This window comes from Pseudomonas sp. ef1 (assembly GCF_007293365.2).
Lineage (GTDB): Bacteria > Pseudomonadota > Gammaproteobacteria > Pseudomonadales > Pseudomonadaceae > Aquipseudomonas > Aquipseudomonas siliginis.
The window spans coordinates 2,814,831-2,838,763 of record NZ_CM129815.1 but is presented as its reverse complement, the minus strand read 5'-3'; the positions used below and the strand labels follow the sequence as shown (position 1 = coordinate 2,838,763).

24 protein-coding genes and 1 riboswitch are annotated in these 23,933 nt (G+C 59.4%); of the genes, 8 read left to right on the top strand and 16 right to left on the bottom strand.

The genetic code is table 11. From position 1 onward, the window contains the following. Window positions 1-76 precede the first annotated feature (76 nt). A riboswitch (cobalamin riboswitch) is annotated at window positions 77-306 on the bottom strand. A 162-nt stretch (window positions 307-468) separates the two neighbouring features. Both FEE99_RS12950 and FEE99_RS12945 read left to right on the top strand, forming a co-directional pair. Beyond that, a complete protein-coding gene (locus FEE99_RS12950; protein ID WP_041479545.1) occupies window positions 469-1,053 on the top strand; it encodes a hypothetical protein in 585 nt (194 codons plus the stop codon). 66 nt (window positions 1,054-1,119) lie between these two features. Next, window positions 1,120-2,433, top strand: coding sequence for a PQQ-dependent sugar dehydrogenase (locus FEE99_RS12945; protein WP_041479546.1), 1,314 nt, complete (start codon window positions 1,120-1,122; stop codon window positions 2,431-2,433). Window positions 2,434-2,567: 134 nt separating this feature from the next. Here the strand turns inward: FEE99_RS12945 and FEE99_RS12940 are convergent, their stop codons facing one another. The 5 genes from FEE99_RS12940 to FEE99_RS12920 all read right to left on the bottom strand — a co-directional run bounded on the left by FEE99_RS12940 (window position 2,568) and on the right by FEE99_RS12920 (window position 7,206). Next, window positions 2,568-3,104, bottom strand: a complete 537-nt coding sequence (locus FEE99_RS12940; protein WP_041479547.1) for a C40 family peptidase — start codon at window positions 3,102-3,104, stop codon at window positions 2,568-2,570. 215 nt (window positions 3,105-3,319) lie between these two features. Next, window positions 3,320-3,937, bottom strand: coding sequence for a C40 family peptidase (locus tag FEE99_RS12935; RefSeq protein ID WP_016773699.1), 618 nt, complete (start codon window positions 3,935-3,937; stop codon window positions 3,320-3,322). A 191-nt stretch (window positions 3,938-4,128) separates the two neighbouring features. Next, window positions 4,129-4,833, bottom strand: a complete 705-nt coding sequence (hda, locus tag FEE99_RS12930) for a DnaA regulatory inactivator Hda (RefSeq protein WP_007919828.1) — start codon at window positions 4,831-4,833, stop codon at window positions 4,129-4,131. Window positions 4,834-5,039: 206 nt separating this feature from the next. Continuing rightward, window positions 5,040-6,113, bottom strand: coding sequence for an AI-2E family transporter (locus FEE99_RS12925; RefSeq protein ID WP_041479548.1), 1,074 nt, complete (start codon window positions 6,111-6,113; stop codon window positions 5,040-5,042). A 34-nt stretch (window positions 6,114-6,147) separates the two neighbouring features. Further along, window positions 6,148-7,206, bottom strand: coding sequence for a DUF2066 domain-containing protein (locus FEE99_RS12920; RefSeq protein WP_041479549.1), 1,059 nt, complete (start codon window positions 7,204-7,206; stop codon window positions 6,148-6,150). A 373-nt stretch (window positions 7,207-7,579) separates the two neighbouring features. Between FEE99_RS12920 and purM the strand changes: the two genes are divergently transcribed. Genes purM through FEE99_RS12905 form a run of 3 tightly spaced genes read left to right on the top strand, consistent with a single transcriptional unit; the run spans window position 7,580 to window position 10,010 of the window. Beyond that, the gene (gene purM, locus FEE99_RS12915; RefSeq protein WP_016773695.1) at window positions 7,580-8,638 is read left to right on the top strand and encodes a phosphoribosylformylglycinamidine cyclo-ligase; all 1,059 of its coding nucleotides are present in this window, start codon (window positions 7,580-7,582) and stop codon (window positions 8,636-8,638) included. After that, entirely contained in the window at window positions 8,638-9,288 is a 651-nt protein-coding gene (gene purN / locus FEE99_RS12910) for a phosphoribosylglycinamide formyltransferase (RefSeq protein WP_041479550.1), read from the top strand. The genes purM and purN overlap by 1 nt, the downstream gene beginning before the upstream one ends. Before the next feature lie 8 nt (window positions 9,289-9,296). After that, window positions 9,297-10,010 carry a DUF3108 domain-containing protein gene (locus FEE99_RS12905; RefSeq protein ID WP_041479551.1) on the top strand — a complete coding sequence of 238 codons (714 nt, stop codon included), beginning with the start codon at window positions 9,297-9,299 and terminating at the stop codon, window positions 10,008-10,010. 187 nt (window positions 10,011-10,197) lie between these two features. On the opposite strand, the gene FEE99_RS12900 is transcribed toward FEE99_RS12905, so the two are convergent. After that, on the bottom strand, window positions 10,198-11,823 hold the full coding sequence (locus FEE99_RS12900) for a methyl-accepting chemotaxis protein (RefSeq protein WP_041479552.1): 1,626 nt from the start codon (window positions 11,821-11,823) through the stop codon (window positions 10,198-10,200). Between the two features lie 138 nt (window positions 11,824-11,961). Next, entirely contained in the window at window positions 11,962-13,008 is a 1,047-nt protein-coding gene (locus FEE99_RS12895; RefSeq protein WP_041479553.1) for an amidohydrolase family protein, read from the bottom strand. A gap of 129 nt (window positions 13,009-13,137) precedes the next feature. Between FEE99_RS12895 and FEE99_RS12890 the strand changes: the two genes are divergently transcribed. Both FEE99_RS12890 and FEE99_RS12885 read left to right on the top strand, forming a co-directional pair. Next, the gene (locus FEE99_RS12890; protein WP_039763671.1) at window positions 13,138-13,554 is read left to right on the top strand and encodes an OsmC family protein; all 417 of its coding nucleotides are present in this window, start codon (window positions 13,138-13,140) and stop codon (window positions 13,552-13,554) included. Between the two features lie 61 nt (window positions 13,555-13,615). Further along, complete coding sequence (locus tag FEE99_RS12885) at window positions 13,616-14,488, top strand: pirin family protein (RefSeq protein WP_041479554.1); 873 nt, start codon at window positions 13,616-13,618, stop codon at window positions 14,486-14,488. 86 nt (window positions 14,489-14,574) lie between these two features. Here the strand turns inward: FEE99_RS12885 and FEE99_RS12880 are convergent, their stop codons facing one another. From FEE99_RS12880 to FEE99_RS12865, 4 genes are all read right to left on the bottom strand, one after another. Further along, complete coding sequence (locus FEE99_RS12880) at window positions 14,575-15,303, bottom strand: dienelactone hydrolase family protein (protein WP_041479555.1); 729 nt, start codon at window positions 15,301-15,303, stop codon at window positions 14,575-14,577. 69 nt (window positions 15,304-15,372) lie between these two features. Then, the gene (gene htpG / locus FEE99_RS12875) at window positions 15,373-17,277 is read right to left on the bottom strand and encodes a molecular chaperone HtpG (protein WP_041479561.1); all 1,905 of its coding nucleotides are present in this window, start codon (window positions 17,275-17,277) and stop codon (window positions 15,373-15,375) included. An 81-nt stretch (window positions 17,278-17,358) separates the two neighbouring features. After that, entirely contained in the window at window positions 17,359-17,811 is a 453-nt protein-coding gene (locus FEE99_RS12870; RefSeq protein ID WP_041479556.1) for a PaaI family thioesterase, read from the bottom strand. Then, complete coding sequence (locus FEE99_RS12865; protein ID WP_024012154.1) at window positions 17,808-18,284, bottom strand: PaaI family thioesterase; 477 nt, start codon at window positions 18,282-18,284, stop codon at window positions 17,808-17,810. Before FEE99_RS12865 ends, FEE99_RS12870 begins: the two co-directional genes overlap by 4 nt. 158 nt (window positions 18,285-18,442) lie before the next feature. On the opposite strand from FEE99_RS12865, the gene FEE99_RS12860 reads away from it, so the two are divergent. Further along, window positions 18,443-18,679, top strand: a complete 237-nt coding sequence (locus FEE99_RS12860; RefSeq protein ID WP_007959016.1) for a hypothetical protein — start codon at window positions 18,443-18,445, stop codon at window positions 18,677-18,679. A 62-nt stretch (window positions 18,680-18,741) separates the two neighbouring features. On the opposite strand, the gene FEE99_RS12855 is transcribed toward FEE99_RS12860, so the two are convergent. From FEE99_RS12855 to sucC, 5 genes are all read right to left on the bottom strand, one after another. After that, the gene (locus FEE99_RS12855; protein ID WP_041479557.1) at window positions 18,742-19,143 is read right to left on the bottom strand and encodes an MAPEG family protein; all 402 of its coding nucleotides are present in this window, start codon (window positions 19,141-19,143) and stop codon (window positions 18,742-18,744) included. Next, on the bottom strand, window positions 19,143-19,880 hold the full coding sequence (locus FEE99_RS12850; protein WP_016773682.1) for a DUF599 domain-containing protein: 738 nt from the start codon (window positions 19,878-19,880) through the stop codon (window positions 19,143-19,145). Before FEE99_RS12850 ends, FEE99_RS12855 begins: the two co-directional genes overlap by 1 nt. Before the next feature lie 266 nt (window positions 19,881-20,146). Beyond that, window positions 20,147-21,460 (bottom strand): branched-chain amino acid transport system II carrier protein, encoded by a 1,314-nt coding sequence (gene brnQ / locus FEE99_RS12845; protein ID WP_041479558.1) that lies wholly within the window; start codon window positions 21,458-21,460, stop codon window positions 20,147-20,149. A gap of 361 nt (window positions 21,461-21,821) precedes the next feature. Then, window positions 21,822-22,706, bottom strand: coding sequence for a succinate--CoA ligase subunit alpha (gene sucD / locus FEE99_RS12840; protein ID WP_016773680.1), 885 nt, complete (start codon window positions 22,704-22,706; stop codon window positions 21,822-21,824). Continuing rightward, window positions 22,706-23,872, bottom strand: a complete 1,167-nt coding sequence (gene sucC, locus FEE99_RS12835; protein WP_016773679.1) for an ADP-forming succinate--CoA ligase subunit beta — start codon at window positions 23,870-23,872, stop codon at window positions 22,706-22,708. The genes sucD and sucC overlap by 1 nt, the downstream gene beginning before the upstream one ends. Between the last annotated feature and the right edge of the window lie 61 nt (window positions 23,873-23,933).

Sequence of the window (23,933 nt, the reverse complement as noted above, 5' to 3'; positions counted from 1 at the left end):
GCTCTCCGTTGAGGCTGGATAACGGCGGGCAGGCACAAGAATAGACGGCAAAAAGCCTGGCATCGCCCACCGTGATGCCGCTGAGATGGATCAGGCCGGTCTCCGGGCTCATGAGCGGCGTTTCGCCTGACTGCGCGCCTTCCCGCTTCTTTCGAGGCAGTGGCTCAAGGCGCAGTTTTCACTCATTTACCGTTGCGGGGGCAGCGCCGGGATCGTCGTGGCTTCGCTCGAAGACCACCCTCACCGGCTTCCCTGTTTCACTCTGTCGACGCGGGGCCACAGAGCACCTGAAACAAGCGGCGAAGGTTAGAGGGTTGGGGGTGGAGCGTCAATTGAAGAGGCGCTTTGCGCGCGAATAACTGCCGTTGATCCATTGTGCAGCGGCAATCTTGTGCCAGACTGCGACAAGTGATATCAAAGAGCCATGCTTTTCCCGAAAAGCCCACTACAACAATAAGGATGACGACGATGCAAGGCATGATCATCAGCAACCCGCGCCTGGAATTTCTGCGCCCGGTGCTGGAACGCTGGTTTGACTGTATCGATCGCTACAACACCGTACGCGGCGACAACGACACGCCATATTGGCACGACGAGAAAGCCAATCTCGGCCTGCTCGCGGCAGCGGCGTGGATGGCTGAAATGGTCACGCTGAACGACACGGCCACGCGCAAACAGAACGAAGAAGGCGAACGCAATGCTCGCGCAGATCTGCTGATTGCCGGCGCCGAAGACCGCGCGTTCATTCAGGCCACGCAACGCTGGCCACGAGTCAACAACCTCAACCTGACCCAGGCACTGCTCGACGTCACCGCTGATGCCAAGCGCATCAGTTACGCCAGCGATCTCAAGCTCGGCTGCCTCTTTGTTGCTCCGCAAAAAGCCCAGCACAGCGCCAGCCCTGAAGAACTGCAGGACATGGTCGACGACCTGCAAAAGGAACACACCTGCGCCGTGGCCTGGTATTTCCCCTACGCCTATCGCAAATTGCACAGCGACGCGGGCAACTATCATCCGGGCATCGCCGTGCTGTTCAAGGAAGCCCGCGGTTGAGCAGTTGAACCATCGGGCCTGCGCCCTCCTCTATGTTTAGGAATGCATTCATAGGGAAGATCAGCAATGCGCAAGGCCCAACTCGCTCTTATCATCGCCGTCGCTGGCGGGCTCGCCGCCTGCGGTGAAACCTCCAGCCTGCAAGTCTCCGACGGCACCGGCCCGTCGCCGAAACTGCCCGAACCGAACAAGACGCTGATCCCGACAGTCAACATCGCCCCGGCGGTGGGCTGGCCGGACGGCGCTAAACCCACCGCAGCGGCCGGCACCCAGGTCGCCGCGTTTGCCGAAGGCCTCGATCACCCGCGCTGGCTCTACGTGCTGCCCAACGGCGATGTGCTGGTGGCGGAGACCAATGCGCCGCCCAAGCCCGATGACAGCAAAGGCATTCGTGGCTGGGTGATGAAGAAAGTCATGGGCAAGGCCGGCGCCGGCGTGCCCAGCCCGAACCGCATCACCCTGCTGCGTGACGCCGACCACGATGGCGTCGCGGAAACCCGCACGGTGTTCCTGCAGAACCTCAACTCGCCATTTGGCATGACGCTGGTTGGCAACGATTTGTACGTAGCCGACACCGACCGCCTGCTGCGCTTCAACTACGAGCCGGGCGCCACCGAGATCAAGACCCAACCGATCAAAGTCGTCGACTTGCCCGGCGGCACGCTGAATCACCACTGGACCAAAAACGTCATCGCCAGCAAGGACGGCAACAAGCTCTACGTCACCGTCGGCTCGAACAGTAACGTCGGCGAAAACGGTCTGGATCAGGAAGAAGGCCGCGCGGCGATCTGGGAAGTGGATCGTGCGACCGGCAATCACCGGATCTTCGCCTCGGGCATCCGCAACCCTAACGGCCTTGCCTGGGAACCCACCAGCGGCGCCTTGTGGACAGCGGTCAACGAGCGTGACGAAATCGGCAGCGATCTGGTGCCGGACTACATCACCTCGGTCAAGGACGGCGGCTTCTATGGCTGGCCGTTCAGCTACTACGGGCAACACGTCGATGTGCGGGTCAAACCGCAGAATCCTGATCTGGTGGCCAAGGCCATCGCTCCGGATTACGCGGTCGGTCCGCACACCGCTTCGCTGGGCCTGACCTTCGCCGAGGGCAACCGGTTGCCGGCGCAATTCAAGGAAGGCGCATTCATTGGCCAACACGGCTCGTGGAACCGCAAACCGCACAGTGGCTACAAGGTGATTTTCGTGCCGTTCAGTGGTGGCAAACCGACCGGGCAGCCGGTGGATGTGCTGACCGGCTTCCTCGACAAGGACGAGAACGCGCTGGGCCGCCCGGTGGGCGTGGTGATCGATCAGCAAGGTGGCTTGCTGGTGGCGGATGATGTCGGGAACAAAATTTGGCGCGTTTCGGCCACGAAGTGATGTTGAATGTGACCTGAAACAACTGTGGGAGCGAGCCTGCTCGCGAATGCGTAGTGTCAGCCTCCATTGAATTGGCTGATACACCGCTTTCGCGAGCAGGCTCGCTCCCACATTAGAATGTCTGCGATTTTTTACTAGGGGTTATGCGCCAGCTGCCCCGGCTGCAACACCCGCTTGGCGCTCAGATACGCCTTCTGCCAATAGGCCTTCGACAGGCTATCGAGCTTGACCGTGCCACCCGTGGCCGGTGCGTGCACGAAGCGCCCCTCACCGACGTAAATCCCCGCGTGACTGACCTGCGAGCCGCCATTGGTGGCGAAGAAAATCAGGTCGCCGGTCTGCAAGCCTTCCTTGCCGACATTCGGCGCCTGCATGACGATCATCTCGCGGGTCGAGCGTGGCAGCGAAATTCCCGCCGCGTCGCGGTAGACGAAACCGATCAGACCACTGCAATCGAAACCGGAATCTGGCGTGTTGCCGCCCCAGCGATACGGCGTACCGACCAGGCCGAGGGCACGGAACAGTACGTCTTCAGCAACGGGGGAAAAAGCCTGGGAGGGAGCGAACACGATCGGCGCGCGAACCACGGGGGCTGGCGGCGGTGTGCGGCTGGCGCAGGCGCTGAGCAGCGCGGCGCAAAGAATCAAGGTGAGGCGGGCCGACATCGTCATAAGCAGAACATCCTGATCTGGCTGCGGCTTTCTCTGCCGAATGGACAGAAACAAAACCGCCTGCGTCATCACGCAGGCGGTTTGCCATCAATATAGATTCAGGATTCTAGCGGCTACGCGGCAAACTTCAAGTAAGACTTTAACTTCACCTTGTAAAGTTTACGTCTACTCCATTGCCGTGCCGTTTTGTCGCCGCGAACGCAGCGACATGCAGGTTACTTGCGAGCGGTGACAACGGTCGGCGCCATGGCGAGTGCACGCTTGGCTTCGATGAAAGTCTTGCTCCAGTAGCTGTCACCCAGGCTGTCGATGCGAACACCGCCGCTGCGACGACTGCTGGAGTGAATGAACTGGTTGTCACCCAGGTAGATCCCGGCGTGACTGACACGACCGCGACGACCATTGGTGGCGAAGAACAGCAGATCACCCGGCTCAAGGTTGCTGCGCGAAACCAGTGGCGCATCAACGTTGATCATTTCGCGAGTGGAGCGCGGCAGGTTCATGCCCGCCTCTTCGCGGAACAGGTAACCGATGAAACCGCTGCAATCGAAACCGGCTTCAGAAGTACCGCCGAAACGGTAACGGGTACCGATCAGGGACATGCCGCGTTCGAGGATGCTGTCAGCCAGTACAGGAAGCTGATAAGGCTTGCTGCCGTTGAACTGGTTGAGTTCTTTTTCGGTGTCCAGCTCTTCCTGGTAAATAACGGAAGACTGGGCGGTAGCAGAATTCTTGACCTGTTGCGGCGGCTCTTGAACCGGAGAATGAGCAGCACAACCGAATAACAGGGTAACGAGTGCGAGAGGCACGAGGGGTGCGAAGCGCTTTAGCATGGGCACGACCGTGGCTGGTAGTTGTAAAGAAGCCGAGACTATGCCCGCTATCGTCCTCATTTGCAAATTCAATCGAACTTTATGTGACTTCCCGGTTTCGCGTTTACATCTAAGCGCGTAACTCGTCTGGCCGGTGAGTCGGCGCAGGGGCGCGGGTTTTCTGGCGCCTGAAAGCTGGCAAAAGCCCACTACTACCAGCCCAGAGTTTCCTTGAGGAAGGGAATGGTCAGCTTGCGTTGCGCTTGCAGGGACGCCTGATCAAGCTGCTCGAGGAGATCGAACAGCGCGCTCATGCTGCGCGTGCCGCGAGTGAGAATGAAGTGCCCGACTTCATCGGTCAGGTGCAGACCGCGACGGGATGCGCGCAATTGCAGCGCACGCAATTTGTCTTCATCGGAGAGTGGGCGCATCTGGAAGATCAGCGCCAGGGTCAGGCGCGATTTCAGGTCGGCCAGCTTCACTGGCAATTCGCGCGGCGAAGTGGACGCGGCGATCAGCAGGCGCCGGCCGCTGTCACGCAGACGATTGAACAGATGAAACATCGCCTCTTCCCAGTCGGCCTTGCCGGCAATCACCTGCAAGTCATCCAGGCAGACCAGTTCGTACTGCTCAAGGTTGTCGAGGATTTCCACGCCGCGATCCATCAACTCGGCCAGCGGCAGATATACCGCCGGTTCGCCCATCTGCTCGAAGCGCAGGCACGCGGCCTGCAACAGATGCGTGCGCCCGACGCCGTGTTTGCCCCACAGGTAGATCAGGCTCTCCGTCCACCCGGCGTCGGCTTCGCAGAGACGCTCGACATAGCCGAGTGCAGCGGCATTGGCGCCTGGGTAGTAGTTGATGAAGGTGGCGTCGTCACGCAGACGCACACCTAGGGGCAGCTGAATCGGTTTCATGCTGACTGAACAGTTCTCAAAGGAACCGTTAGTGGCCTCTGTGTAAAGTTGGCGAAGTTTATACCCGTGAGGCTGAGCGCACAATGCGACAGACCCCAAGCAAAATCAAAGGTTTGCGTTGACGCAGCGGTTTGATGACAGATTCTCTGGCGCCCTCGCTCGCACGAAACCGGCCAGCCCGGCCAAGCGCCGGGCGGCCCGCGCCATCACAGCTCAGGTTCGTCAACGCCGCTGTAGATCCCGGAATCCTTATACAAGTCGTGGACATGACGCACCAGCACCATGATCACCGCCGCCACTGGCAACGCCAGCAGCACGCCGGTAAAACCGAACAGCTCGCCACCCGCGAGAATCGCGAAGATCACCGCCACCGGGTGCAGGCCGATCCGATCCCCGACCAGCAGCGGCGTCAGCACCATGCCTTCCAGCGCCTGACCGACCATGAACACTGCGACGATCCCGACCATCGGGTACAGATCGCCACCGAACTGGAACAACCCGGCGATCAATGCCGCGCCGATGCCGATGACAAAACCCATGTACGGCACAATCGCCGCGAGCCCGGCAATCAAGCCGATCAACAGCCCCAGCTCCAGACCGACGATCATCAGGCCAGCCGCGTAAATCACCCCCAACGCAACCATCACCAGCAACTGCCCGCGCACAAACGCGCCGAGCACTTCGTGGCACTCACCCGCCAGCGAAACCACGCGCTCTTCGCGATCACGGGGCAACAGGCTGCGGATCTTGCCCATCATCACGTCCCAGTCGCGCAACAGATAGAAGCTCACCACCGGAATCAGCACCAGATTCGCCAACCAGCCGATCAGCGCCAGGCTCGACGCCGTCGCCTGACTCAGCACCACGCCGACGATGTCGGTGGTCTGGCCCATGTGCTCGCTGATCGCGGCTTTGACTTTATCGAACTTCCAGAAGCCGTCCGACAGCCCCAGTTTCGCTTGCGCCCACGGCACAGCGGTGTGCTGCAACCAGTCGAGCATCTGCGGCGCCAGCTCGTACAGACGCAGCAACTGCTTGGCGAGCATCGGTACCAGCACCAGCATCAACGCCGTGACGATCAAGGTGAACAAGGCAAACACGGCAATCACGCCCCAAGTTCGCGACAGCCCGAGCCGTTCCAGACGATCCACCAGCGGATCGAACAGATAAGCCAGCAACAACGCGACCAGAAACGGCGTGAGGATCGGATGCAGCAACCATACAAACGCGCAAAGCAGGACTACCCCACCGAGCCAGAACCAACGCCGCGTATCGGCCATTTACCACTCCTGATGCTTCTATATAAGGAAAGACTTACCAGCGAAACCGCAACGACGGTGCCGCCGCTGCCGGGGCTGGCGCTGCAACCGCAGGCGTACCATCCGCCGCTGGCTGGGCAGGCGCCACCGGGGCCGGCGCTTCGGCCGGCAGCTCCTGCAACTTCGCCAGCGACAGTTGCGCGCGTAACTGATCGGTGCTGCCATTGACCCGATAGACGATCCGATCGCCCTGCACGCTTTGCAGACGCACGCCGAACGGTTCGAGTAACCGCAGCAGCGCCGCATAATGCTCCAGATTCATGCCCTGCACTTCCAGCGTCTGCTGACCCGATGCGCCGGGCTTGGCGACAAATCGCGGCGCCAGACGCTCGGCCACCGCCAGCATCACCGCATCGGCAACAGCTGCCTGATCAGCGCCCTGCACACTGCCGGCCTCTTTCTGGTCACCGAGCCACAAACGCCACTTCGCCTGCCACTGCCCGCCCTCTTCGCGCGCGTGCACCGTCAGCAAGGCGTCGGCGCTGTAGCGTTCCGAAGCACTGCGCAGGGGCGCCGGATCAGCGCTTTCCAGCGCGGGTGCGGTGGCAACCAATTGCTCGCTGAGATCAGCCAGCGGCAAGCGCAGTGGCAAACCGCGATGTTGTGCGGCCGTGCGCAACGCTGAGGCTGCGGCCTGACCGTCACCGACCAGGCTCGCACCTTCAGTTGAATCGTTCAGCCACCAGCCGAGGATCGACGGTCGACTGGCGCCCCACACCGGCAACCCGGCCCGGCGCAAGGCCTGCTCGGTGGTTGCCGGATCGAAATCGACTTTCAGCACTTCCGGTGGCCCGGCATCGAAACCGAACTGGCTGATGATCTGCTGCGGATCCTTGCGGATCGGCGCCAGCCCCGGGCTCTGCGCGGCTTTCGGGTCGCCGGTCAGGCGCAGCACCAAGGTATCGAGCGCCGCCTGCGTGGCGCGATCGCGCTCTTCCGGCGCCTGGCCGTTGACCGGCTGACGCACCTGATACAGACCTTTGAGGTTTTCGGCATGGCTCGCCAGGCTGACCAGCGTCAGGCAGCCTACAAATAACAATTTACAAAAACGCATGGAAAATTCCCGTCGACAGGAGCGGCTGGAACACGCCGCGTGAACCGGTTGAGCAAGGCTGTGACCCCCACCTCTTGCAAAACATTCACACGGTGGCGGTAAGTTTTTGCACAGTCCTAACGATAGACGGTTAATCGCCACACCTTATACAGGCAGTCATACCCTGCGATTGCAAAAAATTTCCGCCGATATGGCCCTGCCCGTCGGTGCGAGGATGGCCGCTGCCCCTCAAGCCTGATAAAATCGCGCGCCTTCGCAGACCGGCAACAGCCGGGCCCCTCGAAACTCGCGTGAGGCGATCGCCCATCGAGTTCGATGTTCCCGCTGAACTCGGTCGTTACCCCCTGAATCCCCTCCCCTAAAGGCCTGGATCATGAGCAAGCAACCCTCCCTGAGCTACAAGGACGCCGGTGTAGACATCGACGCCGGTGAAGCATTGGTCGAACGCATCAAGAGCGTCGCCAAGCGCACTGCGCGCCCGGAAGTCATGGGCGGCCTGGGCGGTTTCGGCGCCCTCTGCGAAATCCCGGCCGGCTACAAGCAGCCGGTGCTGGTCTCCGGCACCGACGGCGTCGGCACCAAGCTGCGTCTGGCGCTGAACCTGAACAAGCACGACAGCATCGGCATCGACCTGGTCGCCATGTGCGTCAACGATCTGGTGGTGTGCGGCGCCGAGCCGCTGTTCTTCCTCGACTACTACGCCACCGGCAAACTGAATGTCGACACCGCTGCCCAGGTTGTCACCGGCATCGGCGCTGGCTGCGAACTGTCGGGTTGCTCGCTGGTTGGCGGCGAAACCGCTGAAATGCCAGGCATGTACGAAGGCGAAGACTACGACCTGGCCGGCTTCTGCGTCGGCGTCGTGGAAAAAGCGGAAATCATCGACGGCTCGAAAGTCGCCACCGGTGACGCCCTGATCGCCCTGCCATCGTCCGGCCCGCACTCCAACGGCTACTCGCTGATCCGCAAGATCATCGAAGTCTCCGGCGCCGACATCGAAAACACCCAGCTCGACGGCAAACCGCTGACCGACCTGCTGATGGCCCCGACCCGCATCTACGTCAAGCCACTGCTCAAGCTGATCAAGGACACTGGCGCGGTCAAGGCCATGGCCCACATCACCGGTGGCGGCCTGCTCGACAACATTCCGCGCGTACTGCCAAAAGGCGCGCAAGCAGTGGTTGACGTGGCCAGCTGGACTCGCCCGGCCGTATTCGACTGGCTGCAGGAGAAAGGCAACGTTGATGAAACCGAGATGCACCGCGTGCTCAACTGCGGCGTCGGCATGGTCATCTGCGTGGCTCAGGAGCACGTCGAAGTGGCCCTGAACACCCTGCGTGACGCCGGCGAGCAGCCTTGGGTCATCGGTCAGATCGCCGTGGCCGCCGAAGGCGCTGCGCAGGTCGAGCTGAAGAACCTCAAGGCTCACTGATGCCAAAGTCCTGTGATGTCGTGGTGCTGTTGTCCGGCACCGGCAGTAACTTGCAGGCTCTGATCGACAGCACGCGGACCGGCGACAGCCCGGTCCGCATCGCTGCGGTGATTTCCAACCGCGCCGACGCCTACGGCCTGCAACGCGCCCGCGACGCGGGTATCGCCACACGCTCGCTGGATCACAAGGCATTCGAGGGCCGCGAGGCCTTCGATGCCGCGCTGATCGAACTGATCGACCAATTCAACCCCGAACTCGTGGTGCTGGCCGGCTTCATGCGCATTCTCAGCGCTGATTTCGTGCGTCACTACCAGGGTCGCCTGCTCAACATCCACCCGTCGCTGCTGCCCAAATACAAAGGGTTACACACTCATCAGCGCGCGCTGGAGGCCGGCGATACGGAACATGGCTGCTCCGTGCACTTCGTCACCGAGGAACTCGATGGCGGACCACTGGTCGTACAAGCAGTATTACCGGTAGAGTTGCACGACACGCCGCAAAGTCTGGCGCAACGAGTCCACGCCCAGGAACACCTGATCTATCCGATGGCAGTACGCTGGTTTGCCGAAGGCAGGCTGACACTCGGTGACCAGGGTGCTTTACTCGACGGTCAGCCACTCGCCGCCAGCGGCCACTTGATTCGACACTAGGAGATATTATGCGTCGCGCCCTGCTCTTCGCTTGCGCTCTGCTCGCCCTGCCCTTCGCGCAGGCAGCGGACCTTCAACCGTTCTCCGCCAGCTACACCGCCGACTGGAAGCAGCTGCCCATGAGCGGCACCGCCGAACGCAGCCTGACCAAGGAAGCCGACGGCGTCTGGAAGCTCAGCTTCAAGGCCTCGATGATGATCGCCAGCCTGACTGAAGAAAGCACCCTGAAGCTGGACAAGGACACCTTGCTGCCGCAGTCCTACCACTTTGAACGTGGTGGTCTGGGCAAAGCGAAAAAAGCTGATCTGGACTTCGACTGGACCAATAAACTGGTGACCGGCACCGACCGTGGCGACGCGGTGAAGATCCCGCTGAACCGCGGCATGGTCGACAAGTCGACCTATCAACTGGCGCTGCAGCACGACGTTGCCGCCGGCAAGAAAAGCATGAGCTATCAGGTGGTTGATGATGGCGAAGTCGATACCTACGACTTCCGCGTGCTGGGTTCGGAAAAGGTCGACACCAAGGCCGGCCAGATCGACGCGATCAAGGTCGAGCGCGTGCGCGACCCGACGCAAAGCAAACGCATCACCGTGCTGTGGTTCGCCAAGGATTGGGATTACCTGCTGGTGCGCCTGCAACAGGTCGAGACTGACGGCAAGGAGTACAACATCATGCTCCAGGACGGTACGGTCAACGGTAAGACTGTCAAAGGCAGCTGATCCGTCGCAAGAACAGAGAGCCCCGCGAATGCGGGGCTTTTTAATGTCCAGAGTTTTCGCAAACACATCATTTCCTGTAGGAGCTGACGAGTGAAACGAGGCTGCGATCTTTTGACCTTGATCTTGAGTCAACATCAAAAGATCGCAGCGTGCCGCAGCTCCTACGGGGATTTCGTCGCCTGCTGATTCAGACAGAAAACCGCGCCACCATCCCGTTCAGATCCACCGCCAACTTCGACAACTCCTGACTCGCCGCACTGGTCTGATTGGCCCCCGCCGATGTCTGCATCGCCAGATCACGAATATTCATCAGATTGCGATCCACTTCGCGCGCCACCGCCGCCTGCTGTTCCGAGGCGCTGGCGATGACCAGATTGCGCTCGTTGATCAAGGTAAACGCCGAGGCGATTTCCTCCAGGGCCGAGCCTGCGCTCTTGGCCAATTCCAGAGTCGAGCGCGCCCGAGAATTGCTTTGCTGCATCGAACTGACCGCCGAATCGGTGCCCTGCTGGATCCCGCCGATCATCTGCTCGATTTCCTGGGTCGACTGCTGGGTGCGATGAGCCAGCGCCCGCACTTCATCTGCCACTACTGCAAAGCCACGCCCGGCATCGCCGGCGCGCGCCGCTTCGATCGCGGCGTTGAGGGCGAGCAGATTGGTCTGTTCGGCGATGGAGCGAATCACATCCAGCACTTTGCTGATGCCATGTACCTTTTGCGCCAGCGCCTCGACCTGCGCCGCATTATTGGTGACGTCGCCAGCGAGAAACTCGATCGACGTCACCGTCTGCTGCACTTGCTCGCGCCCTTGCCGGGCGATGCGGTCGGACTCGCGGGAAGCTTCGGACGTGGCCACGGCGTTGTTCGCCACCTCTTCCACCGCTGCTGTCATCTGGTTGACCGCAGTGGCGGCCTGTTCGATTTCCTGGCTCTGCTGATGCAGGCCGCGAGTGGCGTCTTCGGTGACACTGCTGAGTTCTTCGGCTGCCGAGGCCAACTGCGTTGACGACTCGGAGATGCGCCGGATCGTGTCGCGCAGATTGTGCTGCATGCTTTTCAACGCTTGCAGCAGACGCGCCGGCTCGTCTTTGCCAGTGATGTGAATGTCACCGGTCAAATCCCCACCGGCCACCACTTCAGCCACGCTGAGTGATTGCGACAATGGCACGACAATGCTGCGCGTCAGCAGCAACGCCAGGCCGACAGTAATCAGCGCAGCCATGGCGATCATTACTGCGACCCATAGCCGCGATTGCTTGAACACCAGCCGCGCGGCCTCAGTGGCCAGACCGGCATTCTGTTTATTCAACTCGACCAGCTCACGCAGAGTAGCGGCGATTTCATCGGCCAGCGGGCTCATCTGATCATTGAGAATCGTCGAAGCCTCAGCGACCCGATTCTGCGCCGACAGCTGTAGGACTTGTGCCTGAAGCTCAAGGTATTTGTGCTCGGTGCCCTTGAAGCGCTCGAACAATACGCGCTCTTCAGGCAGCACGATCAGACCGTCATAACGCTGCTGCGCTTCGCTCAAGCCACTGCGCAGCTCGTCGAGCTTGGCGACATTCTGCTCCAGTGCCTTGGGGTCACGGTTGAGCAACAGGCGCATGGTCAAGGCACGCAGGCGCAGCATGTCCTGACTCATTTCACCGACCGCCATCACGCTTGGCAGCCAGTTGTTGTCGACTTCATCGGACTGCGCACGCATGTTCGACATTTGCAGCAAGGCGAACGCCCCGAGGGCAAACACCATCAGGGCCAGCAGGCCAAAACCGAGACCGGCGCGCGGGGCAATATTGAGACTACGGATATTCATCACTCTGGCTCCTTCCAAAAGCGCTGCATCAGCCTGCAGCGGGTTGCTTTAGAAGGTATCGGCATTGCTGTGAAATTGCGTAAGACGAAAAAGCGATAGGCAGACGAGCGGCTAGTCCGAACTCATGGCTTTGCCGTTTCAGCGCGGACCGGCGGGTTTACCAGTGTTGCGCGGCAATATCGCCAGGAAGTTATCCCGCGCGACTTTGCGCGCTACCCCTTCCGGCAGCGCATCGAGAAACGGCTTGTAGCTGTGCATTTCCTTACCGAGCTTGTTGAACCGTCCTACTACGTCGGAGCCGAGCATGAAGCGCTCGGGATACTTCTCCACCAGCGCCAACCATTCGGCGCGCGGCTTGCCCTGATCGTCCAGCAAGTACGGCGTGAGCATGCTCCACGACAGGTCGATAAACAGATTCGGATACGCCTCAAGCATGCGCGTCAGGGTTGGCAGGAGAAACGGCAACTGGGTCTGATGCCGATGGATCTCGGCGCTGGTGCCGGCATGCGCCCAGATGAATCGCGTGTGCGGATGATTGCGCAGCGGCTCTTCGACTTCCTTCAGGTACAGCGGATTTTTCTCACGCTTGGAAGTGATGTTGGAATGCAGCATCACCGGCAGATCGTTTTCCGCAGCGAGGTGATAGATCTTGGTCATTGCCTCGTTGTTCGCTCGAGGCGTGTCGCCGGAGGTCAGCGCCGTCAGATCATCGTGCCGGGTGAACACCTCGCCAATGCCCTGCCAAAGTCCCGGATACAGGTCGAGCATGCGCTGAATGTGCGCGGCGGAATTCTTGTCATTGGGATTGAAGCCGGACAGGAACGGATGAAAGTACTGGCGCTGCTCCGGCGCAAGTTTTTCCACCGCGTCGGCAATGATCACATCGGTGGCGCTGTACCAATAGGCATCGGCGTCATCACCGGCGTAATAACGCGGGCGCTTGGGTTCGTCTTCGTGCCATTTCTTCGCCACGGGAATGCCGGAAATCATCACGTGCTCGATGGAATTGTCCTTCATGGCCGTGAGCAATTTCTGCATGCCGGCGCTTTCCTGGAAAAAATCCACGTAATGCAGGTGCGCATCGCTGTAGGTGTATTCGCGGGCACTGGCGCTGCCAGCGAACAGCAGCAGACAGGCAAGACTCAGACGAGACAAGGACACAAGTAATCTCCGGCAGATGGGCATAGCCTAGACCGCGCCCGAACGACAAGGGTTCATCCCTGCCGAAAAGCGGAACGCCCACTGCCGCGAATGCTCTATAACTGCAAGGTCTGTTTTGATCGAACGATTTTTCCTGCCGCCTGTGAGGTTTCCATGACTGTTACCGTCAATACCGTCTCTGCCGAAGGTTTTCGTCACACCGTCCAGATCGACGACCACGAATTGTTTGCCGATGTACCGAAAACCGCTGGGGGTGAAGGCACCGCGCCAGAGCCACACGACTACTTCGACGCAGCCCTTGGCGCCTGTAAAGCGCTGACCCTGAAGATGTACGCGAAGAAAAAAGACATCCCGCTGACCGGCGTGGGAGTCGAAGTGAAGCGCGACAACAGCCAAGAGCAGAAAGGCAAATACGCCCTGCATGTCACCCTCACCCTCAAAGGTGTACTGACCGACGCTCAGCGCGAGGAACTGCTGCGTGTGGCCGATCGCTGCCCGATTCACAAATTGATGACCACCAGCGAAGTCAGTATCGAAACCCACGCACCACAAGGCTTTGACAGCCAATAATCCTCTCAATGCCAGCGGCGGGTTATGCTTCTGGCATCACCCGCTCAGCCTGGAATGCACCATGGACACGCCACTCCTGATCATCCGCCCGCGCGCCGAAGACGTCGAAGGCCAGCCGATTCTGCGCCCGCTGCCGTCAGCCAAATGCCGCAATGTCGGACCTTTCGTGTTTTTCGACCACATGCTCGAGACGATTTATCCGACGGGTAAAGGCATGGATATCCGACAGCATCCGCATATCGGTCTGTCGACGCTTACCTACTTGTTCGAAGGGCAATTGCAGCACAAGGACAGTCTGGGCTCCGATCAAGTGGTCGGCGCCGGCGATGTCAGCTGGATGACCGCTGGCAGCGCCATCGCCCACGTCGAGCGTACGCCTGCGCCACTGCTTGCCGAGACCTTCACCCTGCACGGCCTGCAAGTCTGGCTGGCCTCGCCCAAGGCACACGAAGAAGGCCCGGGGCATTACAGTCATCATCCGGCAGCGACGTTGCCGGTCAGCGATAACCTCGGCGTGCAGATTCGCATGATTGCCGGGTCAGGCTTTTGCCTGGAATCGCCGGTCCCGGTGCTTTCTCCTACGCTGTATGCCGAAGTGAAGATGCAGACCGCGACCACATTGCTGATTCCGGCCGAGCATGAAGAACGCGCGGTGTATGTGTTGAGCGGGGATGCGCAGTTGAATGGCGAGGCGATCGAGCCGCATGCGCTGGTGGTGTTGCCGGTTGGCGAAGAGATGAGCCTGTTTGCCGAAACCGATGTACACGCCGTGGTGTTCGGCGGCGCGGCGCTGGACGGGCCGAGACGGATCAACTGGAATTTTGTTGCCAGTGATCCGGCGGCGATTGATGAGGCACGGCGCAAGTGGGCAGCCAAGGATTGGCCGACGGTGCCGGGGGAAGTCGAGCGGATCGAACTACCGGCAAGCCGTTAAAAGCAAAAGATCGCAGCCTTCGGCAGCTCCTACACCGGATTCATGCAGGAGCTGCCGAAGGCTGCGATCTTTTGATCTGAGGGCAATCAGCCCTTGAACACTTCATCCAGCAGATCATGCATCGACTTGAACGCGCGCTTGGCGGTCTTTTCGTCGTACATCATCTTGCCCGGCACATTGGCGTGCGGATCGGTAAACGAGTGCACCGCACCGCCGTAGCTGAGCAGTTGCCAGTCGACTTTCGCCGCGTTCATCTCATCTTCGAATGCCGGCAGTTGCTCTTTCGGCACCAATGGATCGGACGCGCCGTGCAGCACCAGCACCGAGCCCTTGATGTTCTGCGCATCCGCCGGGTTCGGCGAATCCAGCGTGCCGTGGAACGACACCGCCGCTTTTACCGGCGCGCCGGTGCGGGCCAGGTCCAGCGCACAGCAACCACCGAAGCAGAAACCGAACACCGCCAGTTTTGACGTATCCACAGCGGCTTCGCCCTGGCTTTGCAATTGTTCAAAGGCCACTTGCAGACGTTTGCGCAACAGCGCGCGGTCGTCCTTGAGCGGCATCATCGCTGCCAGCGCCTCATCAGCGTTCTGCGGACGTACGCTCTGGCCATAGACATCCGCAATCAACACCACGTAGCCCTTGGCCGCCACCGCTTTGGCGATGTCTTCAGCACCGGCGCTGACGCCCATCCAGTTAGGCGCCATCAGCAAACCCGGGCGCGCAGCCTTGTGCTCGGCGTCGAACGCCAGGCGACCTTCATAGGCCTGGCCGTCAATCTGATAGATCACGGAACGTACAGTGACTTGGCTCATTTCTGACTCCTGATTGAGTAAACACCAGAACGAAAAAACCCGCCGAAGCGGGTTTTTCCTACAACGTGATCAAACCGACAGTTCAACCAGCAGCTTGTTCAGACGGCGCACATAAGCGGCCGGATCCTTCAAGCTGTCGCCCGCCGCCAGGGCGGCCTGATCGAAGAGGATGTGCGACAGATCGCCAAAACGCTCTTCGCTCTGCTCGCCATCGAGTTTCTCGATCAGCGGGTGGCTCGGGTTGAACTCGAAGATCGGCTTCGAATCCGGGACTTTCTGCCCGCTGGCCTCGAGGATCTGGCGCATTTGCAGACCCAGGTCCTGTTCGCCGATGGCCAGAATGGCCGGCGAATCGGTCAGACGGTGGGATACGCGGACTTCAGCCACGGAATCACCCAGCGCAGTTTTCAGACGCTCGACCAGGCCTTCTTTGGACTTGGCGACTTCTTCTGCGGCTTTCTTGTCCTCTTCCGAGTCCAGGTTGCCCAGATCGAGGTCACCGCGCGCCACGTCGACAAAAGTCTTGCCGTCGAATTCGCTGAGGTAGCTCATCAGCCACTCGTCGATGCGATCGGTCAGCAGCAGCACTTCGATGCCTTTCTTGCGGAAGACTTCCAGGTGCGGGCTGTTCTTGACCTGCGCGTAGGTTTCGCCGGTGAGGTAGTAGATCTTGTCCTGACCTTCCTTGGCGCGGGCCAGGTAGTCGGCCAGACCGACAACCTGCTCGCCGTCGTCGCCCTGGGTCGATGCAAAACGCAGCAGACCGGCAATTTTCTCTTTGTTGGCAAAATCTTCTGCCGGGCCTTCTTTCATGACCTGACCGAAGTTTTTCCAAAAGCCCTTGTATTGCTCAGGTTCGTTCTTCGCCAGTTTTTCCAGCATGTCGAGCACACGCTTGGTCAGCGCGGTTTTCATCGAATCGATGATCGGGTCTTTCTGCAGGATTTCACGCGACACGTTCAGCGACAGGTCGTTGGAATCGACCACGCCTTTGATGAAGCGCAGGTACAGCGGCAGGAACGACTCGGCCTGATCCATTACAAACACACGCTGCACGTACAGCTTCAGGCCCTTCGGCGCTTCACGCTGGTACAGGTCGAACGGCGCGCGGGCCGGCACGTACAGCAGCGAGCTGTATTCGAGCTTGCCTTCAACCTTGTTGTGGCTCCACGACAGCGGATTCTCGAAGTCGTGAGCGATGTGTTTGTAGAACTCCTGGTATTCCTCGTCTTTGACTTCAGTGCGCGGACGGGTCCACAGGGCGCTGGCGCGGTTGACGGTTTCCCATTCAACGGCCGGAGCCTCTTCGCCTTCGGCCGGAGTGACTTCCTTCGGCAGTTCGATCGGCAAAGCGATGTGGTCGGAGTACTTCTTGATGATGTTGCGCAGACGCCAGCCATCCGCGAATTCGTCTTCGCCGGATTTCAGGTGCAGGACGATGCGGGTGCCGCGCTCTGGCTTGTCGATCGTGGCGACTTCGAACTCGCCCTCGCCTTTCGACGACCAGTGCACGCCTTCGCTGACGGCAGTGCCGGCGCGACGGCTGTATACATCAACCTTGTCGGCGACGATGAAGGCCGAATAGAAGCCGACACCGAACTGGCCGATGAGGTGCGAATCTTTCTTCTGATCGCCGGACAGGTTTTTCATGAAATCGGCGGTGCCGGATTTGGCGATGGTACCCAGGTGGGTGATCACATCGTCACGGTTCATGCCGATACCGTTGTCTTCGAGAGTGACGGTCTTGGCGTCCTTGTCGAAGCTCACACGGATTTTCAGGTCAGCGCCACCTTCGAGCAACTCAGGCTTGGCCAGGGCTTCGAAGCGCAGCTTGTCGACAGCGTCAGAGGCGTTCGAGATCAATTCGCGAAGGAAAATTTCCTTATTCGAATACAGCGAATGGATCATGAGGTGCAGCAGCTGCTTTACCTCGGTCTGGAAGCCCAGGGTTTCCTTTTGAGTTTCCACACTCATGGTCATCAAACTCCAATCAGATGGCATTGGCCGCGACCCGAATGGTCTGCGGCGGGTTGTCATCTGAGTTGGGGGCGCTGCTCAGGATTTCAAGGGCTCATCAATTTTGAAGTGCGCGCGGGCGGTGGCGATCGGTTCGCCCTCGGTACTCTGCCACGCAGTGACCGCAACGTTGGCCACGCGACGGCCCTGGCGACAGACCTGACACCTGGCCCAAGTGTCGCGAAACTGCCCGGCGCGCAGGTAATCGAGGGAAAAATCGATGATCTTCGGCACGCCCGGCGTGCCGGTAAAAATCAGCAGATGCAGGGCCGCGGCCAGCTCCATGAAGCCGGCAATCACCCCGCCATGGATCGCCGGCAATAAAGGGTTACCAATGTTGTCCTTGTTCGCCGGCAGCTTGAACAGCAACTCATCGCCGACTCGCGAGCACTCGATACCAATCAGCCCGGCATAGGGAATCAATGCCAGCAGCGGCGTGTAATCGCCCTGCGCGTGGGCCTGTTGCAGCTGCTCCCTGAGATCGTTGCTCATTGGCTCGCTCCCTTGATCGCGCCCGCGAAACCCTTGCTGCCCTTCAGGCCGATGCCCATGCGCATGAATGTGCCGACGACGTGGGCAATCGGTTGCTCGGGATCGTCCTGGTAAGCAAAACCACGGGCAAAGATCACGTCGGTGGTGACGCGATAGCACTGGGCAAAGCCGTACACCGCTTTGTTCGGTTCAGCGGCGTGCATGTAGTCGATGCGCAGATCGAGGGTCGGACAGACTTCGAACTCTGGCAGCACGCACAGGGTCGACATGCCGCATGCAGTGTCCATCAATGAAGTGATCGCACCGCCGTGGATGACTCCGGTTTCGGGATTGCCGACGATTTTTTCGCTGTACGGCAGGATCACCGTCAGCCCTTCGCTGGAAGCACTGTGCACTTGCAGACCCAAGACCTGACAGTGGCGCAATGCCGATAAAAAGCGCGTCGCGCGCTCAAAAACGGGGTTTTCGGCCATGTGATAATTACTCGCGTTTGGGCCTTGTGCCAGTAGTGAGAAAAGCGGCAAAAGTTCCGTGATAAAACAAACTTATATATCTGAAACAATTGAGGAACTTAACCCGCAGCGCCGAGTTCTTAAGGCCAGTAGTTATTTTCCATAAGGAGATACACCCCATGCGTAAGACTTTAGCTATTGCCTTGATGTTGACCGCTTCCCTCGGTCTCGCTGCCTGCGATAAAAAATCCGAGGACAAAGCTCAAGATGCAAACCAACATGCTGAGCAAGCTCAGCAAGACATGAACAAAGCTCAGGATAAAGTGAACGACGCAGCAAAAGAAAACGCCGAAGCTGCCAAAGCTCAGGCTGAATCGAACGCCGCTGCTCAAGAAGAAGCCGCCAAAAAGCAATAAGCTTTGTGGTGTGAAAGGAAAACCCGCCAAGTGCGGGTTTTCTTTTGCCTGCGATTTACCGGTTAGAGCAACATTGTTCTAAAAGTCGGACTAATCATCAGCAACAACGAACAGATGAAGCCAACTAGCCACATCAGGCTGCGCAACTTCGCCAGATCGGCCATATAGAACCACAGATAGAAAATCCGCGAGATCACGAAGATGATCGCCAGCGCATCGATCAGCCAACCCGCGGTTTGCGTGGTATGCGCCATCAGCACGCCGACGGCGAAGAGGATGAAGGCTTCGATGCTGTTCTGATGGGCCGCCAGCGCCCTCGCACCGAAGCCGGTCAACTGCGCCTGCTGCTGCCGCGGCAAGTGATTGTCATACCCGCCCTGCTCTTTCATGGCCTTGGCCACCGGCATACGCGCCACATAGATCAATAAAGCACTGATAAACACACACCAGAACGGAATACTCATCAAACAGCCTCTTTGTTCGCCTCAGGGACGGGCGCCTCTGTAGGGGTATAGACCATGACATCGAGAACGTCGGAATGAAACTCGCGGCGATACAAAACCACCACGACTCCCGCGCTCATGATCATGAACAGCCACGGGCTGACGAACCACGCCAGCATGCTCATGCCGAAGTAATAAGAACGCAGGCCGAAGTTGAACTGGTTGGCCGCCATCGAAATCACCCGCGCCGCCCGTGAAGCGAAGGCCTTGCGTTCCTGCTCGGTCACTTGGCGCTCACCGATCATCGGCGCCGACCCGACCAGAATCGCCGCGAAATTGTACTGCCGCATGCACCAGCTGAAAGTAAAGAACGCATAGACGAACACCAGTGCCAGACACAGCAACTTGATCTCCGACATGCCCTGCGACGCCTGCTGCACCATCGGAATATCCGCCAACAACGATACGGCTCGGTCGGACGCACCGAGCACGGTGAGGATACCGGCGAGGATGATCAGCGTGCTGGACGCGAAGAACGAGGCGTTGCGCTCCAGATTGCCGATCACGCTGGCATCGGCGATGCGGTTGTCACGCAGCAGCATGCGGCGCATCCAGTCTTCGCGGTAAAGGTGCAACACACTGGCCAGACACGCCGTATCACGGGCCTTCCAGGTGGCATAACGGGTGTAACCGCCCCAGCAGACGACAAACCAGACGGCGGCGAGCAAGTGGATCAGATTGGCTTGGATGAACGACATGCAATTCCTTGTGAAATGTGATCACGGTATGAATGACCTGTGGGAGCGAGCCTGCTCGCGAAAGCGGCGTACCACGCAATATTCATGGCGGCTGACACAACGCATTCGCGAGCAGGCTCGCTCCCACGTAACGATTTCGGCAACCCTTCGACGTTAGTTCAGGGAAAAAGACACTGCCTCACGCGCATAAAAAATGCCCCGTATCGATTGATACGGGGCATTTCTGTTTAACCGTGCCTGACCCGCTTGTGGCGGGTCACATCACGTCAGGCAGTGACTTCGCTGCGCTTGCCCAGCAGGCGATCGCAGACCACGGCGACCACCAGGGTCATCACGCATGGCACCAGCCATGCCAGCCCTTGCTCGCTCAGTGGCAGATGGGTCAGCTGAGTTGGCATCCAGTCGGCCAGACCAGCGCCTTTCAAGGCGTCGATGGTGCCGAACAGGAACGACACCAGCATCACCGGGCCAAGAATGCGCCCGTGCTCATGCCAGAAATCCTTACAGAAGCTCAGCGCGACCAGAACGATGCACGGCGGGTAGATCGCAGTGAGTACCGGAATCGAGAAAGCAATGAGCTTGGTCAGACCAAGGTTGGAGACCAGCAGGGAAAACGCTGCGAGGATAATCACCAGAGTCTTGTAGGACAGTGGCAGCACACGGCTGAAGTATTCAGCACAGGCACAGGTCAGACCAACCGCCGTGACCAGACACGCCAGCGAGATCAGTACCGCAAGGAAACCGCTGCCCAGCGAACCGAAGGTATGTTGCACGTAGGCATGCAACACCGCCGCGCCGTTGGTGGCGCCGACAGCGACTTCATGGCTGCCGGAACCAAGGCGGAACAGGCTGACGTAGACCAGTGCCAGCCCCACGCCGGCAATCAGCCCGGCGATGATCGCATAACGGGTGATGAGCGCCGGCGACTCGACGCCACGCGAGCGGATCGCGTTGACGATAACGATGCCGAACACCAGTGCCCCAAGGGTATCCATGGTCAGATAACCATTGATGAACCCTTGCGAAAATGGCGCGGCGACGTATTCCGGTGTGCCGTGACCGATGTCACCCGCCGGCAAGGCGAACGCGGCGATGCCCAGTACTGCCAGCGCAATGATTTTCAGCGGTGCGAGGAAGCGGCCAACGGTATCCAGCAACCGCCCAGGATAGAGCGAAATGAAGAACACCAGCAGGAAGTACACCGAGCTGTAGAGGAACAACGCCAGCGGGCTTTCGCCGGTCAATGGCGCCAGACCTACCTCGAAGGATACGGTCGCGGTACGCGGGGTGGCGAACAGCGGACCCACGGCCAGGTAGCATGCCGCCGCGAGGATACCGCCAGCGATCTTGCCGATAGGGCTGCTCAACGCATCCATCGCACCGCCGACCTTGGCCAGCGCCACTACGGTGACCACCGGTAAACCAACGGCGGTAATCAGGAAGCCCAGCGCAGCCATCCAGACATGAGGCCCGGCCTGCAAGCCGACGATCGGCGGGAAAATGATGTTACCGGCCCCGACAAACAGGGCAAACGTCATAAAACCAAGTGCCAGGATGTCCTGACCTTTCAAAACTTTCATTAAGGTAATACCACACTACTGAAATCGGAATTTAGAGGGGGATTGCCCTGTTGGATTAGGGAAATGCTGTCGATCCGTATGGGACTGACCCTTAAAGCGCGTAGCTGCCTTGTGGGCGGCGGACGCAAAAATGGCGGCCAGCCTAACGAATTTGGCTGACAAACGCACTGTTAGAGGGCGAACTATCCGATACGCGACGTTTCAGTGTCGCGTTTATGTATGAAAAGTAGCTGCAAGCTACAAGTTTCAAGCTGCAAGCTTTTATCTTGCAGCTAGCCGCTTGAAGCTTGAAGCTGCCCTTAAACGACAAAGGCCACCCGAAGGTGGCCTTTGTTGCTGGAGCTAAAAAGTCAGCCGAAGCTTACTTCTTCACTTCCCAGCCAGTCAGCTCGGCCAGGGCCTTGCCGATGTCTGCCAGCGAACGCACGGTTTTAACGCCTGCGTCTTGCAGCGCAGCGAATTTCTCGTCTGCAGTGCCTTTGCCGCCAGAGATGATTGCGCCAGCATGGCCCATGCGCTTGCCCGGAGGAGCAGTCACACCAGCGATGTAGGAAACAACCGGCTTGGTCACGTTAGCCTTGATGTAGGCAGCCGCTTCTTCTTCAGCCGAACCGCCGATCTCGCCGATCATCACGATCGCCTCGGTCTTCGGGTCTTCCTGGAACAGCTTCAGGATGTCGATGAAGTTCGAACCCGGGATCGGGTCACCACCGATGCCGACGCAAGTCGACTGACCGAAACCGGCGTCAGTGGTCTGCTTCACAGCTTCGTAGGTCAGGGTGCCGGAACGCGAAACGATACCGACCTTGCCTGGCAAGTGAATGTGACCTGGCATGATGCCGATCTTGCATTCGCCTGGGGTGATCACGCCTGGGCAGTTAGGGCCGATCAGGACTACGCCCAGCTCGTCGCACTTAACTTTGGCGTCCAGCATGTCCAGGGTAGGAATGCCTTCGGTGATGCAGACGATCAGCTTGATGCCGCCGAATGCCGCTTCCAGGATCGAGTCCTTGCAGAACGGAGCCGGAACGTAGATCACGCTGGCGGTAGCGCCAGTGGCTGCTACTGCATCTTTGACGGTGTTGAACACTGGCAGACCCAGGTGCTCGGTGCCGCCTTTGCCCGGAGTTACGCCGCCAACCATCTTGGTGCCGTATTCGATGGCTTGCTGGGTGTGGAAACTACCTTGCGAACCGGTAATACCCTGGCAGATAACTTTGGTGTCTTTATTGATCAGGACGCTCATTATTTGCCCTCCGCAGCTTTGACAACTTGTTGAGCAGCGTCGGTCAGGCTGGTAGCAGCGATGATGTTCAAACCGCTTTCTGCCAGTACTTTAGCGCCCAGCTCAGCGTTGTTGCCTTCAAGGCGAACAACAACCGGGATTTTCACGCCGACTTCTTTCACGGCGCCGATGATGCCTTCGGCAATCATGTCGCAGCGAACGATGCCGCCGAAGATGTTGACCAGTACTGCCGCGACGTTCTGGTCGGACAGGATGATCTTGAACGCTTCAGTAACGCGTTCCTTGGTAGCGCCACCACCTACGTCGAGGAAGTTGGCTGGCTTGCCGCCATGCAGGTTGACGATGTCCATGGTGCCCATGGCCAGACCGGCACCGTTGACCATGCAGCCGATGTTGCCTTCCAGCGCTACGTAGTTCAGTTCGAACTTGGCAGCGTGCGCTTCGCGCGGATCGTCCTGCGACGGATCGTGGAAAGCCTTCAGCTTAGGCTGACGGTACATGGCGTTGGCGTCGATGTTGATCTTCGCGTCGAGGCAGTGCAGATCGCCGTCGGCCTTGATCACCAGCGGGTTTACTTCCAGCAGAGCCAGGTCGTGATCTTTGAACAGCTTGGCCAGACCTACGAAGATCTTGGCGAACTGAGTGACCTGCTTGCCTTCCAGACCCAGCTGGAATGCCAGCTCGCGACCCTGGGATGGCTGAGCGCCAACCAGTGGATCGATAGTGGCCTTGAGAATTTTTTCTGGAGTGTCGTGAGCGATTTTCTCGATGTCCACGCCACCTTCGGTGGAAGCCATGAACACGATGCGACGGCTCGAACGGTCAACGACAGCGCCCAGGTACAGCTCTTTAGCGATATCAGTGCACGATTCAACCAGGATCTTGGTGACTGGCTGGCCATTGGCGTCAGTCTGGTAAGTCACCAGACGCTTGCCCAGCCACTGCTGTGCGAAGGCTTTGGCGTCTTCTTTGCTGCGAACCAGCTTTACGCCGCCCGCTTTACCGCGACCACCGGCGTGAACCTGGGCTTTGACGACCCACTCGTTGCCGCCGATTTTGTCGCAAGCTTCTGCTGCTGCTTCCGGGGTGTCTACTGCGTAACCAGTGGAAACTGGCAGGCCGTATTCAGCGAACAGCTGCTTACCCTGATACTCGTGAAGATTCATGCTTTTTACCGTCTTCGTTAGGTACTGCGCATTCGGCGCTGCGCTCGTTTGAGTGCCGCGC

Coding starts and splice junctions, on each gene's coding strand:
- FEE99_RS12950 (WP_041479545.1), top strand. CDS start 469: ATGCAAGGCATGATCATCAGCAACCCGCGCCTGGAATTTCTGCGCCCG.
- FEE99_RS12945 (WP_041479546.1), top strand. CDS start 1,120: ATGCGCAAGGCCCAACTCGCTCTTATCATCGCCGTCGCTGGCGGGCTC.
- FEE99_RS12940 (WP_041479547.1), bottom strand. CDS start 3,104: ATGACGATGTCGGCCCGCCTCACCTTGATTCTTTGCGCCGCGCTGCTC.
- FEE99_RS12935 (WP_016773699.1), bottom strand. CDS start 3,937: ATGCTAAAGCGCTTCGCACCCCTCGTGCCTCTCGCACTCGTTACCCTG.
- hda (WP_007919828.1), bottom strand. CDS start 4,833: ATGAAACCGATTCAGCTGCCCCTAGGTGTGCGTCTGCGTGACGACGCC.
- FEE99_RS12925 (WP_041479548.1), bottom strand. CDS start 6,113: ATGGCCGATACGCGGCGTTGGTTCTGGCTCGGTGGGGTAGTCCTGCTT.
- FEE99_RS12920 (WP_041479549.1), bottom strand. CDS start 7,206: ATGCGTTTTTGTAAATTGTTATTTGTAGGCTGCCTGACGCTGGTCAGC.
- purM (WP_016773695.1), top strand. CDS start 7,580: ATGAGCAAGCAACCCTCCCTGAGCTACAAGGACGCCGGTGTAGACATC.
- purN (WP_041479550.1), top strand. CDS start 8,638: ATGCCAAAGTCCTGTGATGTCGTGGTGCTGTTGTCCGGCACCGGCAGT.
- FEE99_RS12905 (WP_041479551.1), top strand. CDS start 9,297: ATGCGTCGCGCCCTGCTCTTCGCTTGCGCTCTGCTCGCCCTGCCCTTC.
- FEE99_RS12900 (WP_041479552.1), bottom strand. CDS start 11,823: ATGAATATCCGTAGTCTCAATATTGCCCCGCGCGCCGGTCTCGGTTTT.
- FEE99_RS12895 (WP_041479553.1), bottom strand. CDS start 13,008: ATGCCCATCTGCCGGAGATTACTTGTGTCCTTGTCTCGTCTGAGTCTT.
- FEE99_RS12890 (WP_039763671.1), top strand. CDS start 13,138: ATGACTGTTACCGTCAATACCGTCTCTGCCGAAGGTTTTCGTCACACC.
- FEE99_RS12885 (WP_041479554.1), top strand. CDS start 13,616: ATGGACACGCCACTCCTGATCATCCGCCCGCGCGCCGAAGACGTCGAA.
- FEE99_RS12880 (WP_041479555.1), bottom strand. CDS start 15,303: ATGAGCCAAGTCACTGTACGTTCCGTGATCTATCAGATTGACGGCCAG.
- htpG (WP_041479561.1), bottom strand. CDS start 17,277: ATGAGTGTGGAAACTCAAAAGGAAACCCTGGGCTTCCAGACCGAGGTA.
- FEE99_RS12870 (WP_041479556.1), bottom strand. CDS start 17,811: ATGAGCAACGATCTCAGGGAGCAGCTGCAACAGGCCCACGCGCAGGGC.
- FEE99_RS12865 (WP_024012154.1), bottom strand. CDS start 18,284: ATGGCCGAAAACCCCGTTTTTGAGCGCGCGACGCGCTTTTTATCGGCA.
- FEE99_RS12860 (WP_007959016.1), top strand. CDS start 18,443: ATGCGTAAGACTTTAGCTATTGCCTTGATGTTGACCGCTTCCCTCGGT.
- FEE99_RS12855 (WP_041479557.1), bottom strand. CDS start 19,143: ATGAGTATTCCGTTCTGGTGTGTGTTTATCAGTGCTTTATTGATCTAT.
- FEE99_RS12850 (WP_016773682.1), bottom strand. CDS start 19,880: ATGTCGTTCATCCAAGCCAATCTGATCCACTTGCTCGCCGCCGTCTGG.
- brnQ (WP_041479558.1), bottom strand. CDS start 21,460: ATGAAAGTTTTGAAAGGTCAGGACATCCTGGCACTTGGTTTTATGACG.
- sucD (WP_016773680.1), bottom strand. CDS start 22,706: ATGAGCGTCCTGATCAATAAAGACACCAAAGTTATCTGCCAGGGTATT.
- sucC (WP_016773679.1), bottom strand. CDS start 23,872: ATGAATCTTCACGAGTATCAGGGTAAGCAGCTGTTCGCTGAATACGGC.